This is a genomic window from Paenibacillus sp. D9, from assembly GCF_001188365.1.
Lineage (GTDB): Bacteria > Bacillota > Bacilli > Paenibacillales > Paenibacillaceae > Paenibacillus_O > Paenibacillus_O humicus.
On sequence record NZ_JZEJ01000001.1, the window covers coordinates 1,528,123 to 1,543,721 of the forward strand.

Annotated in this window: 15 protein-coding genes; 1 reads left to right on the forward strand and 14 read right to left on the reverse strand. The window is 59.3% G+C overall.

The annotated features are described in order from the left end of the window. Position 1: 1 nt before the first annotated feature. The 4 genes from VE23_RS07155 to VE23_RS07170 form a co-directional block, all read right to left on the reverse strand. Complete coding sequence (locus VE23_RS07155) at positions 2-1,090, reverse strand: efflux RND transporter periplasmic adaptor subunit (protein WP_048749769.1); 1,089 nt, start codon at positions 1,088-1,090, stop codon at positions 2-4. After that, positions 1,056-1,832, reverse strand: a complete 777-nt coding sequence (locus tag VE23_RS07160) for an ABC transporter ATP-binding protein (protein WP_084781341.1) — start codon at positions 1,830-1,832, stop codon at positions 1,056-1,058. The genes VE23_RS07155 and VE23_RS07160 overlap by 35 nt, the downstream gene beginning before the upstream one ends. A 315-nt stretch (positions 1,833-2,147) precedes the next feature. Then, entirely contained in the window at positions 2,148-3,152 is a 1,005-nt protein-coding gene (locus tag VE23_RS07165; RefSeq protein ID WP_048749767.1) for a Gfo/Idh/MocA family protein, read from the reverse strand. A 297-nt stretch (positions 3,153-3,449) separates the two neighbouring features. After that, a complete protein-coding gene (locus tag VE23_RS07170; protein ID WP_049867654.1) occupies positions 3,450-5,741 on the reverse strand; it encodes a preprotein translocase subunit SecA in 2,292 nt (763 codons plus the stop codon). A 103-nt stretch (positions 5,742-5,844) separates the two neighbouring features. On the opposite strand from VE23_RS07170, the gene VE23_RS07175 reads away from it, so the two are divergent. After that, positions 5,845-6,840: a glycosyltransferase gene (locus VE23_RS07175; protein WP_049867655.1), complete on the forward strand. Its 996-nt coding sequence runs from the start codon at positions 5,845-5,847 to the stop codon at positions 6,838-6,840. Between the two features lie 222 nt (positions 6,841-7,062). Here the strand turns inward: VE23_RS07175 and VE23_RS07180 are convergent, their stop codons facing one another. From VE23_RS07180 to pyrF, 10 genes are all read right to left on the reverse strand, one after another. Next, positions 7,063-7,851 carry an ABC transporter permease gene (locus VE23_RS07180; RefSeq protein WP_232313346.1) on the reverse strand — a complete coding sequence of 263 codons (789 nt, stop codon included), beginning with the start codon at positions 7,849-7,851 and terminating at the stop codon, positions 7,063-7,065. Between the two features lie 10 nt (positions 7,852-7,861). Beyond that, positions 7,862-8,764: an ABC transporter permease gene (locus tag VE23_RS07185; RefSeq protein ID WP_084781343.1), complete on the reverse strand. Its 903-nt coding sequence runs from the start codon at positions 8,762-8,764 to the stop codon at positions 7,862-7,864. Next, on the reverse strand, positions 8,761-9,810 hold the full coding sequence (locus tag VE23_RS07190) for an ABC transporter ATP-binding protein (RefSeq protein WP_049867656.1): 1,050 nt from the start codon (positions 9,808-9,810) through the stop codon (positions 8,761-8,763). The genes VE23_RS07185 and VE23_RS07190 overlap by 4 nt, the downstream gene beginning before the upstream one ends. A 283-nt stretch (positions 9,811-10,093) precedes the next feature. After that, positions 10,094-10,591 (reverse strand): tetratricopeptide repeat protein, encoded by a 498-nt coding sequence (locus VE23_RS07195; protein ID WP_048749762.1) that lies wholly within the window; start codon positions 10,589-10,591, stop codon positions 10,094-10,096. A gap of 72 nt (positions 10,592-10,663) precedes the next feature. Beyond that, the gene (locus VE23_RS07200; protein ID WP_049867657.1) at positions 10,664-12,007 is read right to left on the reverse strand and encodes a stalk domain-containing protein; all 1,344 of its coding nucleotides are present in this window, start codon (positions 12,005-12,007) and stop codon (positions 10,664-10,666) included. 123 nt (positions 12,008-12,130) lie between these two features. Then, positions 12,131-12,592: a GNAT family N-acetyltransferase gene (locus VE23_RS07205; protein WP_049869658.1), complete on the reverse strand. Its 462-nt coding sequence runs from the start codon at positions 12,590-12,592 to the stop codon at positions 12,131-12,133. Continuing rightward, a complete protein-coding gene (locus VE23_RS07210; protein WP_049867658.1) occupies positions 12,589-13,194 on the reverse strand; it encodes a hypothetical protein in 606 nt (201 codons plus the stop codon). The genes VE23_RS07205 and VE23_RS07210 overlap by 4 nt, the downstream gene beginning before the upstream one ends. Beyond that, positions 13,191-14,006: a hypothetical protein gene (locus tag VE23_RS07215; RefSeq protein WP_049867659.1), complete on the reverse strand. Its 816-nt coding sequence runs from the start codon at positions 14,004-14,006 to the stop codon at positions 13,191-13,193. Before VE23_RS07215 ends, VE23_RS07210 begins: the two co-directional genes overlap by 4 nt. Positions 14,007-14,187: 181 nt before the next feature. Continuing rightward, positions 14,188-14,835 carry an orotate phosphoribosyltransferase gene (gene pyrE, locus VE23_RS07220; protein ID WP_048749759.1) on the reverse strand — a complete coding sequence of 216 codons (648 nt, stop codon included), beginning with the start codon at positions 14,833-14,835 and terminating at the stop codon, positions 14,188-14,190. Further along, a complete protein-coding gene (gene pyrF / locus VE23_RS07225; RefSeq protein ID WP_049867660.1) occupies positions 14,832-15,578 on the reverse strand; it encodes an orotidine-5'-phosphate decarboxylase in 747 nt (248 codons plus the stop codon). The genes pyrE and pyrF overlap by 4 nt, the downstream gene beginning before the upstream one ends. Positions 15,579-15,599: the final 21 nt, after the last annotated feature.

The window sequence follows — 15,599 nt, forward strand, 5'->3', positions numbered from 1 at the left end:
CTTACTTGCCCACCACTTTCATCCCGGGCTCGAGGCCCTTGAGGATTTCAATCGCCGTTGCGGTGCGCTCGCCTACCTCGACATCCACCTCCCGCTTCGTCTCGCCCTCGGCAACCTGCACATAGGTCCGCGAGCCGATGCTCCGGAGCGCGGAAGGCGGAATGACGACGGCGTTCGGCTTGCTCTTCACGATGATGCTGACCGAAAGCCTCGTGCCCCGGGTAACTCCGGCAGGCATTTTGTCCAGCTGTACCGTCAGGAAATCCTCGGGGCGCTCCGGCTTCGTTCCGGTGCCGCCGCCGTTGCCGCTTCCGCTGCCGTTGTTTCCGCCCGATTCGTCATCGGCGGCTTTGACGGGGAGCGTCTTGACCTTGCCGTTGATCGTGCCGGCGTTGTTGATATCCACGACGGCCTTCATGCCGACCGACACCTTCTCGAGATCGCTGGAATCGAGCTGAATGCCGGGAACCAGCTGGGAGGTGTCCGCTATGACGCAGACGGGATCGTAGGCTTTGACGGCATCGCCCTTCTGCAGCGTCAGCTGCACGATCGTGCCGGAGAACGGCGCGGTCAGCGTCGCCTTGGCGATCTGCTGCTCCAGATCGGCTATCGCCTGCTTCTTCTCCTCGAAGGCGATGACGGCCGCTTCGAAATCGACGGGAGGCATCTCGTCCTTCTTGCGGAGCGTCTCCTTCATGCCCACCTCGTCCTTGCGGAACTGAAGCTTCTGGTCGCGCACCTGCTTCTGCAGATCCTCCACGTCCAGCGAAGCGATGGGATCGCCCGCTTTGACCTTCTGGCCTGCTTTTATGTATAAGTCCTTCAACCGCTTGCCGTCCAGCGTGTAATAGAGCGTTTCCTCGCGCAAAGAAATCAATTTGCCCGTCGTGTCCACCGTCGTCGTCAGCGTTTCGGTCGTCACCTCGTACTCGGGCTTCTTGGAGATCTGGGGCGGCGCGATCGACGGGAGCACCTCCTCCGACTGCTCGGCGGGCAGCAGCGAGCAGCCCCCGGACATAATCAGCGAACAGCCCAGCAGCACGGCCGCGGCGCTTTTAGATGAACGTACCGTCCACCATTTCGTAAACATGATCGGCAACCTCCAAAATCGTAGGATCGTGAGTGGTCATGCATATCGTGACCTGCTCGGATTTGATGATCGTGCGGAATACATTCATGATCTGGGCGGACATCTGGGAATCCAGCTCCGCCGTCGGCTCGTCGGCCAGCAGCAGCCTCGGCCGATGGGCGATGGCCTTGGCGATGGCGACCCGCTGCTGCTCGCCTCCGGACATCTCGAAGGGACGATGCTTCATCCGCTTCTCGAGCCCGACCAGCTCCAGGCAGTGCGCGACCCGCTCTTTCCACTCGCCGCGCGGCGTTCCCGCCATCCGGAGCGACAGCTCCACATTTTCCCAGGCGGAAAGAAGCGGCATGAGGGCGAACGCCTGGAAGATGAATCCCATTCGCTCTCTGCGCGCCACGGTCCGGCGATCGTCTCCAAGCTCATGGAAGGGCAGACCGTCGAACCATATCTTCCCTTCGGAAGGAGTGTCCAGACCTCCGATCAGATTGAGCAGCGTCGTCTTGCCGGAGCCGGACCGGCCTTTGAGCATGACAAGCTGCAGCGGATCGACCTTCATGTCGATTCCCTTCAGCACATGCACGTCGGCGCCCGAGGAATGGAACGAGCGATGCACGCCGATGACCTGCAGGATCGGCTCTGCCCGGCCTTGCGGCTGGCGAAGCTCCTCGCCCGCAGCTTCGGCGGCGGCGTCTTGGCCCGTCTCTGCCGGCAGCTGTTCCCCCGGGCGTTTCAATTTCCAAACCATAGACCCTCTCCCTTTTCTCATCTTTCTCATTTTCGTTCTGACGATTGGAAATGCTTAAAGGTTACACCTTAATTTGGTTTTCACCGTTTTTTTTTGCAAAAGAGTTCCATTGTACCGGTGTCAAGTGATGCCGCTTGCTGCTGGCGGCCTGTTTTTCGGTCAAATTTCGACATTCAGGGCTAGTGGGCGGAGCCATCCGGCCTCATTGCGGATGCACGGAAAAAGAGGCTGTCCCAAGCCATGGATATGACTCGGAACAGCCCCTTCCTTATTCAAGCGCAATTGGTTTCATAAAAAAATCCATGCCGCCATTCGTCAAGCGATGCTTCCGTCGCGCCTGTCGGCGGGGTACTCCAGGCCGATCTGCCGCCTGGCTTCATCCATGATTTCCAGCACCGCCAGAGAGTTGTCGAACGTATTGATGCCCGATTCCAGCTTGCCGCCAAGGATCAGGCGCGTGAATTCCTCGATCTCGTACTGCATCGTGTTGTCGGACTGAGGCCGGGTCACATCCTCTTCGGGACGGCCGTCGCGGTAACGGATGACGACGCTGTCCGGCTGGCTGATGCGGGTGACGAGCATGACGCCGTCTTCGCCCTGGATTTCCGCCGGGAGCGAGGAATCCGATATTTTCGAATGGACGAGCACGGCATCCATTCCTTCGTAGGAAAGCGTCAGCGTGCCTTTGCCGTCCACCCCGGAATCCAGCATGACGGCGCTTGCCTGCACCGACAAAGGCTTGCCGAACAGAGCGACGAGAGGATAGATGCAGTAGGTGCCGATATCCATGAGCGAGCCGTTCGACAGCTCCGGCTTGAAGGCGTTCAGCACCTCGCCCGCCTTGTAGCGGTCGTACCGGGACGAGTACTGGCAGAAGGAGGCGAAGTAGTTCCGGATCCTGCCGAGCTTCGGGAGATTGTCCCGGATCGCGGAGAAGTTCGGCACGAAGGTCGACTTCATCGCTTCCATCAGGAGCACGCCGTTCTCTTTGGCCGCGGCGATCATCTCCCGCAGCTCGCGCGCGTTGGACGCGATCGGCTTCTCGCAGAGCACATGCTTGCCCCGCTGCATGAAGTAGATCGCCTGCGGCGCATGGAGGGAATTCGGACTGGCGATGTAGACCGCGTCGATGGCGTCGCTGTCCGCCATCTCTTGCAGCTCGGTGAAGCGCAGCGCAATATCATGCTTGTCGGCGAATTCCTTGCCCCGCTCCGCGGAGCGGGAATAATGGGCCGCCACGACCGCCTCCGGCACCCGCCTCGCCGCATCGATGAATGTCTCTGTAATGAAATTGGATCCGATGATTCCGATTCTGACCATAACTGTTCTCCTCCTGACAACGCTGTAATTCTCTGATCCTCTTATTCTAGCACAGCGAATCCAATCGGAAAAAACAACGGAAATTGCAACCCGCATGCTTCGGCTGGCCGTCTCCCTATCATCGTCATCCATTGGAGTCGATTCGAAAGGCCAGCTTCTCAGGGTGCCGCTTGCTCCCCGCAAGCAGATCCTGGAGCACCGGGAGCCGGACCGGATTGTTCTCCTCAGCAGCAGCCCATCCAGCTCGCGAAACCGCAAGCCCGGCGATTCGCCGGCTTGGTCGCGGGGACAACGCCGTCAGCCTTTGTTCAGCGCGGCGAATGCCCGGTCCAATACCGGCTTCATTATCTTGCGAATATAATAAGCCATTATTGTTTCTGCTGTCCATGAGCTGCGATTGTTCTGAATGTATTGGTCGTTGATAATATAAGTCCGAGTGGAAGCGGGGCTCTTCAGCCCGAACTGTTCCCACTTTGCCGGATCGTTCGCCCCCCCGAGCCTTAGGAGCATATTCGCCGACTCTCGATCTATCTCAGCTGGAATTTGCTCGTAGGCTTGGATGATTTGCGCATGAAATTCGGCGATTGGATTGCGCTCGGCAAGGCTCTCCAAATGGATGCCTTCGCGAAGGGAAGAAACGTAAGCCAGATGGTCAGCCCAGAGCTTGTCGATATAAAACAGCCGTACCCGCTGCTCCGAAGGGCTCATCGGCGTCTCGCCTTTCAAAATTCCGAGCCGCTCCTCGTATAGAATGCGCCTCTGTTCCTCCACCATATCCGAATAACAGTTCAGTTCCTGGCGGATATGGAAGTTCTGGCCCATAACAACGCGCTGAATATGCGCGATTTTGCTGCGGAGCACCGGCTTGTCGATAGCCTCATCCTGCCTGAGATTGCGATACGCTTTATCGATGCCGAACCGCAGCAGCAGCTCGTCCTCCAGGCTTACGAAAAATACGGAAGCTCCCGGGTCGCCCTGGCGGCCAGAGCGACCGCGCAGCTGGTCGTCGATCCGCACGCTTTCGTTCACATGCGTGCCGATGACGTACAGTCCGCCCAGCTTGGCGACAACCTCGGCTTGCGCGGGGCTGCCGCCGCCGAGCCGGATGTCGACGCCGCGTCCCGCCATATTCGTCGATACCGTCACGGCGCCGATTTCTCCCGCTTTGGCGATGATCTCGGATTCTTTTGCGTCATTTTTCGCATTCAGAACGTGGCAGGTTACGTCGGCAGCCGCCAGCGCCTCCGCCAGCCTGTCAGACTCCTCGACGCTTGACGTCCCAATGAGAATGGGGCGTCCCGTCGCATGGATGGACGAGATTTCGTGTACAAGCGCCTTGAGTTTGGCTTCTTTATGGGTATGGATCCGGAACGGATGGTCAATCCGAATGTTTGGCCGGTGCGGCGGTATTTGCACAACCTGCAGCGCATAGATTTCTTCGAATTCCGTTGCGGAAGCGTGCGCGGTAGCCGTCATTCCGCAGATTTTCGGATACAGGCTGAGGAAGTGCTGAAGGGTAATCGTCCCGAGAATTTCCCCGCCGCCTTTCGACTGCAGCCCTTCTTTGGCCGCAAGCGCGGCTTGCAGCCCATCCGGCAAATGCCTGTTCTCCGCCACGCGGCCGGTATATTCGTCGATCAGCTCGATTTCCCCGTCCCGGACGATGTAATCGACGTCCTTCTTCAATAACAATTCCACATGCAGCGCGCAGTTTAATGACGTCAGCAAATGACTGTTATGGCTTGTGTACAAATTGCCGCAGCCCAGCAGCGACTCCGCTTTCGCCGAGCCGGCTTCATTCAAATAAACGTTCCGCTTGAACTCGTCGAAGTCGTAATGCTCGACTTGCTGCAGCTGCCGGGCCGCCTCTGCGAAACGGATGCCGTCATTGCCGGAAGAGCCGGCCTCGCCGGCGATGACCAACGGCACCCGCGCTTCGTCGAGAAGCAGCGAATCCGCTTCGTCGACGATGACGCAGTGGAACGGACGATGCACGATATCGGCTTCGTTCAGCGCGATCGTGTCTCGCAAATAATCGAATCCCGCCTCTTTGGCCGTAACGTAGGTTATATCGTTGGCGTACGCTTCCCGCTTCCCGGACAGGCTCATGCCCGCTTGAACCGAGCTGACCGTCAGCCCCAGGAAACGATAGACCGGACCCATCCACTCCGCATCCCGATGGGCCAAATAATCGTTGAACGTCAGCACATGAACGCCTTTCCCGGTCAGCGCGTTCAGGTAAGCAGGCATGACCGCAGAGAGCGTTTTCCCTTCGCCGGTATGCTGCTCGATCAAAAACCTCTCGTGCAGGGCGATGGCAGCCATGATCTGGACATCGTAAGGCTGCAATCCCAGCTTTCTCTTCGCGGCCTCGCAGACCAGCGCATAGGCATCGACTAGCAGCTCGTCCAAAGGCGTGCCGGACTTGGCTTCTTTTTGCAGCCGGACGGATTCCGCCTGAAGCTGTCGATCGTCCCATGCTTTCAAATTCCGTTTTCCGATGAGCTCCGCTTTGTCCCGGTAGACTTTCAGCTTAGTCCGGTTATCGCGGTCATAGAATGTTTGCATCCATTTGACGGCTCTATTCATAGAAACTCGATCTCCCCTCGGCAGGAATGCGCTTGGCGGCTTAACCTCTCTCCCAAAGTGCTCTATAATGACAGCAGGATGCACACATTCAGGAGGGTTTCCATTGATCAAAGTAGGGCTAGTGATGAGAAAAATCCAGTTCGCCGAGGCGCAAGGGCCGCGGATTTACGCCGAAAGGCTGAAGGAGCTCAGCCGTGAGCTGGGCGTGGAAATCGTCTATATCATGCCGGAGCGCCATGTCAGCGATTACGACCAGGCTCCCGGCTACGAATACGAAAAGGGCGATCTCGTCAATTACGATCTCGTGCTGGAGCAGCTGGAACGGGAGAAGATCGACCGGGTCATCTATACCGTATCGGGCTTCACCTACCTCAAGATGTTCGTGGACAAATGCGTGCTGTTTCCCCACTCCTACCCGCATCCGGACTTGACCGGGTACGAGATGATGAAGCCCTTCTATTCCATCGTGGACAAGGCCGTCGTCCATACGGACTATCTCAAGGGACTGTTCAAGACCGACTACGGCGTCACCGACGTGGACGTCATCCCGATCGGCTTCGAGGGCGATCTCGCCCGCAAGCATTACGATCCGGATGCCGTCATCGGCAACCGCATCCTCTGGATCGGCCGGGACGAGCCCAACCGCAGGCCGGAGCTGCCGATCGAATATGCCCGGCGCAATCCGGACAAGGATGTCGTCATGGTCATGGGCGGGCAGCGCTACCGGGAAAGCATGAAGCGCTACGACATCCCTTCCAATGTCACGCTGCACTTCGCGCTGTCGCGAGAAGACATCTTCGGGCTCATGAACTCGTCCAAAGTATATTGGAGCTCCAGCGTCTTCGATACGTTCTCCATGCCGCTGGCGGAAGCGATGGCGATGGGCAAGCTGGTCGTGAAGCCGGATCATCCTTGCTACGGCCATATTTCCTCCACGCACACGTTCGCCGGCAACGAGCGCAACTGGTTCGAGCTGCTGAACATGGCGGCCGCATCCCCGCTCAAGGTTTCATCCGACAACCGCGGCTATGCCTTCGAGCGCTTCTCGGATAAGGTCATGAGAGACGGCTACGAGCGGTTTTACGCCGGCTGGCTGTAGCCGGCCAACGAATAGCGGCCGTTCCGGATAAAGGGCCATCCGCGCGCCGCCCTCCGGTTGAAGGCGGCCTCGATCCGGCTTCAGGCGAGACATGCGCAGTCAGCCAAACAATGGAACCCTTTCAGCCCGGCTCTCCTGCCGCATTCGGTTTCACCTGGAGTCGAGCCGCGGCTGAAGGCTTTTTTGCCGTGCATCCAACGCCTCGTCGGCGCCTCCAGCCCGTCAGCTTCGCATCGTCATCATATTGCCCGAACTGTACCTCCTCAGCCCCCAGTAGAAGAAGCCGATGGAGCCGGCGGCGAGCAGCGCCGCGGCACCGGTCGCGAGCAGCAGATAATCTCCCTGCCAGCCCCGCAGCAGCCCGATCGGCATGTAGCTGATGAAACCCGCCGGGATGACCGTGAACAGGATGAGCCGCACCGCCCCTTTGAAAATATCCGTCGGATACGTCGTAAAGGCCAGATGGCCGTTGAACAGCTGGAACGCGATTCCCTCCGCGTTGCCGATGAAGAACGCGAGCGAGCCCGCCGCGACATTGAAGAACAGAAAGATCAGGCCGGCCAGCAGCAAAGCAAGCAGGTAACGCAGCAGGCCCCCGAGAGAATGATCGCCTGCGTACGCGTAAATCGCCCAGCCGAACAAAAAATCGCCGATGGCCGTAAGGGACATGCGGCTTGCCAGCACATTGAGCAGCACCGGCTTCGGCTGGGTCAAATACACATCAAGCTCTCCCCTTGAGGTGATGAAGGCGATGCGGTTGAAATTGCCGAACAGCATGCTCGCCCAGCCGAAGCCGCCCGTGCCGACGGCCCACATCATCATGACATCGCTCAGCTCCCAGCCGTTGACCGACGGAAAGCGGCTGAAGAAAATGCCCCAGAACACGATCCAGATGACATTGTTCAGGAACATCATGCCGGCCGTCATGAAAAAGCTGAGCCGGAATTCCATCGCCCCCGCCAGATTGAGCTTCCAGCAGGTAAGCAGGAACGGCAGCGTTCCCTTTCGCAAGCTTCCTTTTCTAGCCTCCGTTGACATTCAGCCTTCTCACTCCCCTCGAGTAGATCCAGGCGACCAGCGCGCCGAGCAGTACGATCCAGATCATCTGGATGCCGAGAAATGCCCCCAAGGCGCCCGTTCCGCCCACGGCCGTCTTCGCCGGGAAGTACAGCACTGCCTGGAACGGCAGCCATGCGCAGATCTGCTGCAGCCAGTGCGGCATGAGATCGAGCGGAATGAGCATGCCGCCGACCGTGAACTGCAGCTTCTGCAGGACGAACTCCAGGCCGCGGGTCTCCTCGACCCAGAAAGCGCACAGCGCGATGGACATGTTGAGCAGGTAAGCGATCGTGAAGGAGCCGAGGCCGAGCGCCGCCATGCCCGCCCAGCCGAAGCCGAAATCCGGCGGTCCGACCATCAGCCAGCCGATCAGCATGCCTGCGGCGAGATTGACGCCGAAGCGGAGCAGCGCCTCGCCCATATAGGAGAAATATTGATAACCGACATAGGATATCGGCGTCAGCAGGCGGACGGCGACGCCTCCGCTTTTGACCTCCTCCTCGATTCTCGTGCATTGCTGGGGACAGGCCATCGTGAACGCCTCCGTCAGGACGAGATACCAGATGATGTCCCTCAGGACGAAGCCTCCGATGCTCGCCTCCGCTCCCCCCTGCCCGCTGTAGGCGGCGCTCCACAGCTGCATGAAGATGAACAGGATCAGCAGGAGAAAGACGGAGCGGATGAGAAAATCCGCCATGTACGCCGTCTGCTGCTTGAAGGTGATGGTGCCGACGGCGGCGTATTTGCGCCCTTTCAGCACCGCCGCTTCCTTTGGCGATGAGTACCTCCTCCGTCCCCATCCGCGATCGCCGAGCGGATCGTATCCTCGTACTGTTCCTTCGAGATTCTGGACTTCCGTTTTCATGGCAGCCCCCCTCCTTCCCCGCCAAATGAACCACCGGCCGCCGAATCATGATCGCGGCTTCTGGAGAATAGCGTCTTGATGACCTCTTCCATCGGCGGGTCCTCGATCGTTACATCCGCGATGCGGATGCTTCCCATGAGCCGGGACAGCACCGTTTCGATGTCGGTGCTCGTCAGATCGACCGAAAGCTTCAGGACGCCTTCCTCCGCCTCCAGCAGCTCCGTCCCGGCCAAGCCTTGGACCGCGGCTCCGGAGCCTCGCCCCTCCCCCGCCAGCCTGACCGTCACGGTCTTGTACCTCAGAATGTCCCGCTTCAGCCCCTCCACCGGCCCGTCGACCATGATGCCGCCGTGATGGATGACGACCGCTCGGCGGCACAGCTTCTCGATGTCCCCCGCATCATGCGAGGTCAGGAAGACCGTCGTCCCTTCCTCCCGATTCAGCTCCGCGATGAGCTCGCGGATCCGCTCCTTGATGATGACGTCGAGCCCGATCGTCGGCTCGTCGAGGAACAGCAGCCGCGGTCCATGCAGGAAGGAGGCCGCGATCTCGCAGCGCATCCTCTCTCCGAGCGACAGCTTCCGAACCGGCACGTTCAGGTACGGACCGAGATCGAAGCGTTCGATGAGCGAAGCCTTCCGTCTCAGGTAGACGTCCCGGTCCAGCTCGTAGATGCGGCTCATCAGCTCAAACGTATCGCTCGGCGGCAGGTGGTACCACAGCTGTGATTTCTGCCCGAATACGGTGCCGATGAGATAAGCCAGCCGTCCGCGCTCCTGCCAGGGCGTATAGCCAAGCACCTTCGCCTCCCCCGAGGTCGGATGCAGAATGCCGGTGAGCATCTTGATCGTCGTGGATTTGCCTGCGCCGTTCGGACCGAGGAACGCGATCGTCTCTCCTTCCTCTACCGCAAGATCGATTCCTTTCACCGCTTCCTTCTCTCCCCACTCCGGCTTCCACAGCGAGCGGAAGCTTCCCCCGAGTCCAGGCTGCTTGCGCTTGACCATGAACGTTTTTTTCAGCCCTTTAGTCTCAAGCACCTTCATGTCCGACGCCCCCTTCTGTCTATGATTTCCGCTGGAATCAGGCCTTCAGTCCGGGTATGGATAGCAAAAAAAAGACCTTCGAAAAGCCGGCCTGACCAAGCAGGCGGAACTTTCCGAAGGTCTTTTATCCCTACGGTGTACACGGCCTATCGCGCCGCGGCGGTTTCGCTCGGTTCGGACGAAGAGAGGGCGGCGCATGGCGGCCCGCTTCCCGGATCCCTAGAAACCCTTCCGTTTGATGGTACATATTACATGGCAAAAAACGGAACGTAAAGCCTTTTTTTCAACTCCAAACCCGATCCAACTTGTCGGAATAAAAGCTCAAAGCCCGTCCGTACGAGGAGATCCCCTCGTCGGAGCTCGTCTCGGCCAGCTGCACGAGGAGCAGCTCCATCGCCTCGGCATGGCGGCCTAGATTATGCAGGGTCATGGCCAAGAACACGTTGAATTCCCGCCGCTGCGGGTACTTGGCCAAAGCCTCGCGAAGCAGCTTCTCGGAGTCCCCGTATGAGCCAAGCGTCCTCAGCGTGCTGCCGAGGCCGAGTCTCGCGCCAATGTCATCCTTTTCGGGCAAGCCGAGCGACAGCGCCTTCTCGTACAGCGGCACCGCCTCCCTCTCCAGCCCGAGCGAATCATGGGTCCAGGCGAGCTGATACCATATCTGCGCGTCCTCCGGATGCGCATCCGCCAGCTTCGCAAGCAGGAGGCGCGCCTTCTCGGCGTCGCCCTCTGCTCGCAAGGATACGGCTTCCTGCAGTCTGTCGGCAGGGTTGAGTTCCATGCCCGCAGCCTCCTGACTATCCAAGGATGAGTTCATTTTTCATTTTGAAGGGCAATTCGAAAAGCTGCCGCTTTACGCTTGCTTGGCGGCTCCCTCGAGCAGAGCGATCATGTCCGCATCCTCGATGGCCTTGGCATATTCCAGCGGCGTTTCCTCCGCGCTTGGATAGACTTTGTTCGGATCGGCGCCGGCTGCAAGCAGCAGCTTGGCGATCTCCAGGCTGCCCGCGCCGACAGCCTCGTAGAGGGAATTGTCGCGCTTCGGATCCGCTCCGTACTGCAGCAGCAGCTTCACGACGGCCGGATCGGGGTCATAAGCTACGGACTCCCCGTATTCATCCTCGTCGTACATCGTACGGCTGGCATTTTCGAGCGGGGTGTAGTCCTGGGAAGCATCGCAGTTGCAATCGTTGGCATCCGCGCCGCTCTTGAGGAGCAGCTCCACCATCGAAGGCATGCGCTTGCCGTCCTTGTCCACCGCCGTCGTAGCCGCGATGAGCGGCGGGAAATAGTCTCCGGCATCGTATGCCTTGACGCCGGCGCCGGCCTTCAGAAGCTCCGTCACGATAGAGGCTCTGCCGGAAAGGATGGCATGCCACAGAACGGAGCCGTAAGCTTTTTCAATGGCCGGAATATCCGGCTTATAGCTGAGCAGAAGCTTCACGGTCGCCAGATCGGCCTCTTCCGTCGTCTCCGCATAACCCGTTGCAGTGAATTTGTACGGATAGGAAACGACATCGAACACCGTCACGTTCTGGCCGTTCTCGTCCAGATCGGCGGTCTGGAGCGATGCTCCCTGATCGAGGAAAAAGCGGATCATCTCCTCGTTGCGGAATCCGACGCTGTTCAGCAGCGGCGCCTTGCTCTGCGCGATCTTCCAGCCGTCCGCCATCAGTCCCTTGAGACCGGCGATATCCTGCTTGAAGACGTAGCCGTTGGCGTATCCGTCCAGCTCGAGCTGAAGCTCCTCCGGCGTCTGGCTCGTGATCGTCACGAGCGACTTGGAGGCGTTCCAGCTGACATGCGCTCCAAGCGCTTCGCCGACGAAGCGCAGAGGAACGAGCGTCCGCCCCTTCAGCACGACGGAGCGCTGGGCCAGCGTGACTTTTTGGCCGTTGATAACCGCCGTCTTTTCGCCGATTGTCAGAACGACGGTTTTGCGGCCCTTGACCGCCGTAATTTTTTTGCCCGAAACCGACAGCTTCGCTCCCAGCCCCTCGAAAATGCCTCTCAAAGGCACCATCGTGGAGCCTTCCAGCAGGATCGGCGACTGATCGTATTTCTGCAAAGCTCCGTCCAAGGTTACGCTGATGGGAGCTTTCGCTGCCGAGGCTGCCGGCGCTAAGCCTGCTGCCCCGGTCGCAAACGCCGCGGATGCCAGCAATATCCCGGCCGTTCGTTTGAATTTGTTTGTCATGTTCATATCCCCCAACTTAGGTCGATTGTACCTCTATCTCTAGAAACTCCCCGTCTATTATCGACGCTGATAGGAGAAATGTCTATTGAAATATAAACAATCATTATTCGACACGAATAAGGTCTACAAATCCATCGAAAACCGGAGCATGTCGCGCAGAATCATTCCGTTCTCGATGATTTCCTCCTCATAATGCCGGATGAAAAAATCGCGGTCCACCCCGGTTATCCGGAACCCGCATTTCTGGTACAGCGCGATCTGGCCAATGCCCGTGCTGCCCGTGCCCACCTCGATCGTCGCCATGCCGATCTCACGAGCGCGTTCGACGGCATGAAGCACGAGCTTCTTGCCGATGCCGCGTCCCTGATGGGACTCGGAGACGGCCACGTTCACGAGCTCCGCCGTTGCCGGACGGGTACGGATCAGGACGTACACCCCGATGGCGGCATGCGCTTCTTCATCTTCCAGCACCCAGCATTCCCCGCGCTCGGCATAATCCTCGACGAGATCCCGTGCGGGATCGGCTAGCAGCAGCAGCTCCAGAGGAAGCGGCTCTCCCCGCATCAAGCGTCTTATTGATCTCATGCTTTCCAATCGATGGTCCTCCCTTTCTCTACCTCTTCCCTAGGCGGCAGCTTGGCCAGCCGGAACGGAATCCGCAGCAGCAGCAGTTCCAGCAGGAGCAAAAAGACGACAAAAGCGCCGAATGAAAGAATCCAGCCCTTATCGTTGAAGTTCAGCAGATACGGGTATGCCAAGAGCTGCAGAGCGCTGCAAGCCAGATAAAGCTTGCCTCGTCCGGCAATGGTTCCCGCAAGCTCGACAGCTCCGGCTTCCTTGGCCAGCGCCAGAAAGCCCTGGAACAGCCAATACGCCATAAGCGTGTGCAGCAGCGTCAAGCCTTGGCCGTACAGATGCATGCCGAGCGGTACCGAAGCGAAGCCAGTCAGCGTATCCGATTTCAGGACCAGATCCGGCAGCGACAAGAGAGCCTGAATATAGGCTGCCGCCCTTGCTTTGCCGAACGATTTATGGCTCGAAGCGAGAGTCCCGAGCGCGGAAGCCGCCATCAGGCAGCCGATGAAGTCAGGCAGAATATCAATGGTTCCGAACCGGATATCGATAAAGATGAGCGTAAGTCCCCAGCCGAGACGGCGCAGCGGAGCCATCAATCTGGCGTCGATCATGGATTCGCCTCCCTTTTAACGAGGGCGCGTACCTGGGCTTCGGTCAGATACAGATTGAACTGGATCAGGTTCTTATCGATCCGCTCCGTTCCGTCCGAAGCTTGCGACCGGATCGTCATCCACGGCCTGAACACGGTCGGGATTCCGGCGGCCGGGTCCTGCTCATGCCACTGATAGTCCACTCGCAGCGATGCGCCTTGCGGGACCCGCTCCGGCAGCTGGATCGGAACGAGCTCGCCTGCGCCCGGCATCGTCGCTTTCAGCTCATAGGTCAGCAGCGGCTTGTAGTTGTCGCCGATGCTGGTCGAGACCTCCTCAACCACGCTATCCCTTCTCAAGCGTCCGCTTATGAATCCGGAGCCGTCGCTGCCTCCGCCCGAAGAGTAGAAATTCAGCGCCCCGTTCCCGTCTCCCTCCCCATCCTCTACTTCGATGATGCCGATCGGCACTTTCTTCGGAGGCCCTTCATTGTAATAGACGGTCGCCTCTGTATACTTGCCGGGTTGCAGATCGCTTTCGGCATAGCCGAAGGCATGCATGAATTTCTGATGGGAAAAGCTCTGCCACTCGGTCAATTCAAACCGGAGCGACGGCAGCGCTTCGATTTGGATGGCCGTCACTTTTTTGCCTGTACTCTTGTTCTCCAAATAGTAGAGATCGATTATGCTTCCCTGCGTGGCCGTCATGATTTCATGATTCATGAACAGCGGCTCCCGCAGCTGGCCGCTCCGATAATAAAGGACGTTGCCGATCCAGCTTCCGGCGATCAGGACCGCGATGATTCCGGCTAGAAGCCGGTTTCTGGTATTCATTTCGCTCTGCCACCCCCTTCAGCAGTTTAGCAGAGACGTCTGGGAATGTCTTCCTTATTCGGATTTTTTATGCCGACTTTAGTTGGATGGGGCCAGCCCTTTAGGCTTAACTCGACGGATAAAAAAGCCGGCCCCGCTTGTTCGCGGAGCCGGCCAGATTGGTTGGCGTCAAAATGTGCTCTTACTTCCCGTACCCTTGCGGGTCCTCGCGCCAAGCCTTGAGCGAATCGATCTGCCCGCTCTCCACGACGCCGCGTTCGGCGGCAACGTCGATGAGCGCCGAATAGCTGCTCAGCGTCGCCAGCGGCACGGAAGCCTCGGCGAAGGCATCGGATGCCTGCTTGAACTGGTACGTGAAGATGGCCAGGACAGCCAGCACTTCCGCTCCGGCTTCGCGAACCGCTTGCGCGGCCTTGAGCGAGCTGCCGCCGGTCGAGATCAGGTCCTCGATGACGACGACCTTCTGGCCCTCGGCGATCCGGCCTTCGATCAGATTCTGCTTGCCATGCCCCTTGGCCTTGTCGCGGATGTAGGACATCGGCAGGTTCAGCTTCTGCGCTACCCAGGCCGCATGCGGGATGCCGGCCGTTGCGGTGCCTGCGATCGCGTCCGCATCGGGGTAGTTCTGACGGATGACAGCGGCGAAGCCCTCGGCGATCAGCTCGCGAATCTCCGGATAGGACATCGTCAGGCGGTTGTCGCAGTAGATCGGGGATTTCAGTCCCGATGTCCAGGTGAACGGCTCCTCGGGACGAAGCGCGACCGCTCCGATCTCCAGCAGCTTGGCGGCGATTTCCCGCGGAAGGCTTTCCAGTTGGATCGTGCTCATGGCTTGATCAGCTCCTCGATAATGGATTCGATGGCGGCGCGCGGATCTGCGGCCTTCGTGATCGGACGTCCGATGACCATATAATCGGTTCCGGCTTGAAGCGCTTCAGACGGAGTCATGACGCGGCTCTGGTCGCCGATATCGGCGCCGGCCGGACGGATGCCCGGCGTCACCGTCTGGAATGTCGGCCCGCAAAAGTCCTTGACCAGCGTTACTTCATGCGGCGAGGCGACGACTCCGTCGAGGCCGGAAGCGATGGCCAGCAGCGCGTAGCGCTTGACCGCCTCCTCCATCGTTCCGAGGATGCCGATCTCGTCGTTGAGCATCTCCAGGCTCGTGCTGGTCAGCTGCGTCACGGCGATGACCGTCGGGCGGGCCAGCGTGGAGTCGGCATCCAGCGCCTCGTCCACTCCGTCCATCGCCGCCTCCATCATGTCGCGGCCGCCGGCCGCATGGACGTTGAACATGTCGACCCCGAGGCGGGTGACGCTGTTCGCTCCGCCTTTGACCGTGTTCGGAATGTCATGCATTTTTACGTCCAGGAACACTTTATACCCGCGCTGCTTCAGGCTGCGGACGAAGCCCGGACCCGCCGCATAGAACAGCTGCATGCCTACTTTCATATAACAAGGAATGCCTTCAAGCGCCGCCAGCAGCTTCTCGGCCGAAGCCGCGTCCGGATAATCCAGCGCGACCATTACCTTGCCCGCCGCCTGCTCGCGGCTCAACGTCTGTACGCTCATGGTACTCCTCCTCAACGTAAT

Excerpts from the sequence above, each read along its gene's own strand:
- VE23_RS07155 (WP_048749769.1), bottom strand. The coding sequence starts at position 1,090 with ATGTTTACGAAATGGTGGACGGTACGTTCATCTAAAAGCGCCGCGGCC.
- VE23_RS07160 (WP_084781341.1), bottom strand. The coding sequence starts at position 1,832 with ATGGTTTGGAAATTGAAACGCCCGGGGGAACAGCTGCCGGCAGAGACG.
- VE23_RS07165 (WP_048749767.1), bottom strand. The coding sequence starts at position 3,152 with ATGGTCAGAATCGGAATCATCGGATCCAATTTCATTACAGAGACATTC.
- VE23_RS07170 (WP_049867654.1), bottom strand. The coding sequence starts at position 5,741 with ATGAATAGAGCCGTCAAATGGATGCAAACATTCTATGACCGCGATAAC.
- VE23_RS07185 (WP_084781343.1), bottom strand. The coding sequence starts at position 8,764 with ATGAAAACGGAAGTCCAGAATCTCGAAGGAACAGTACGAGGATACGAT.
- VE23_RS07190 (WP_049867656.1), bottom strand. The coding sequence starts at position 9,810 with ATGAAGGTGCTTGAGACTAAAGGGCTGAAAAAAACGTTCATGGTCAAG.
- VE23_RS07195 (WP_048749762.1), bottom strand. The coding sequence starts at position 10,591 with ATGGAACTCAACCCTGCCGACAGACTGCAGGAAGCCGTATCCTTGCGA.
- VE23_RS07200 (WP_049867657.1), bottom strand. The coding sequence starts at position 12,007 with ATGACAAACAAATTCAAACGAACGGCCGGGATATTGCTGGCATCCGCG.
- VE23_RS07205 (WP_049869658.1), bottom strand. The coding sequence starts at position 12,592 with ATGAGATCAATAAGACGCTTGATGCGGGGAGAGCCGCTTCCTCTGGAG.
- VE23_RS07210 (WP_049867658.1), bottom strand. The coding sequence starts at position 13,194 with ATGATCGACGCCAGATTGATGGCTCCGCTGCGCCGTCTCGGCTGGGGA.
- VE23_RS07215 (WP_049867659.1), bottom strand. The coding sequence starts at position 14,006 with ATGAATACCAGAAACCGGCTTCTAGCCGGAATCATCGCGGTCCTGATC.
- pyrE (WP_048749759.1), bottom strand. The coding sequence starts at position 14,835 with ATGAGCACGATCCAACTGGAAAGCCTTCCGCGGGAAATCGCCGCCAAG.
- pyrF (WP_049867660.1), bottom strand. The coding sequence starts at position 15,578 with ATGAGCGTACAGACGTTGAGCCGCGAGCAGGCGGCGGGCAAGGTAATG.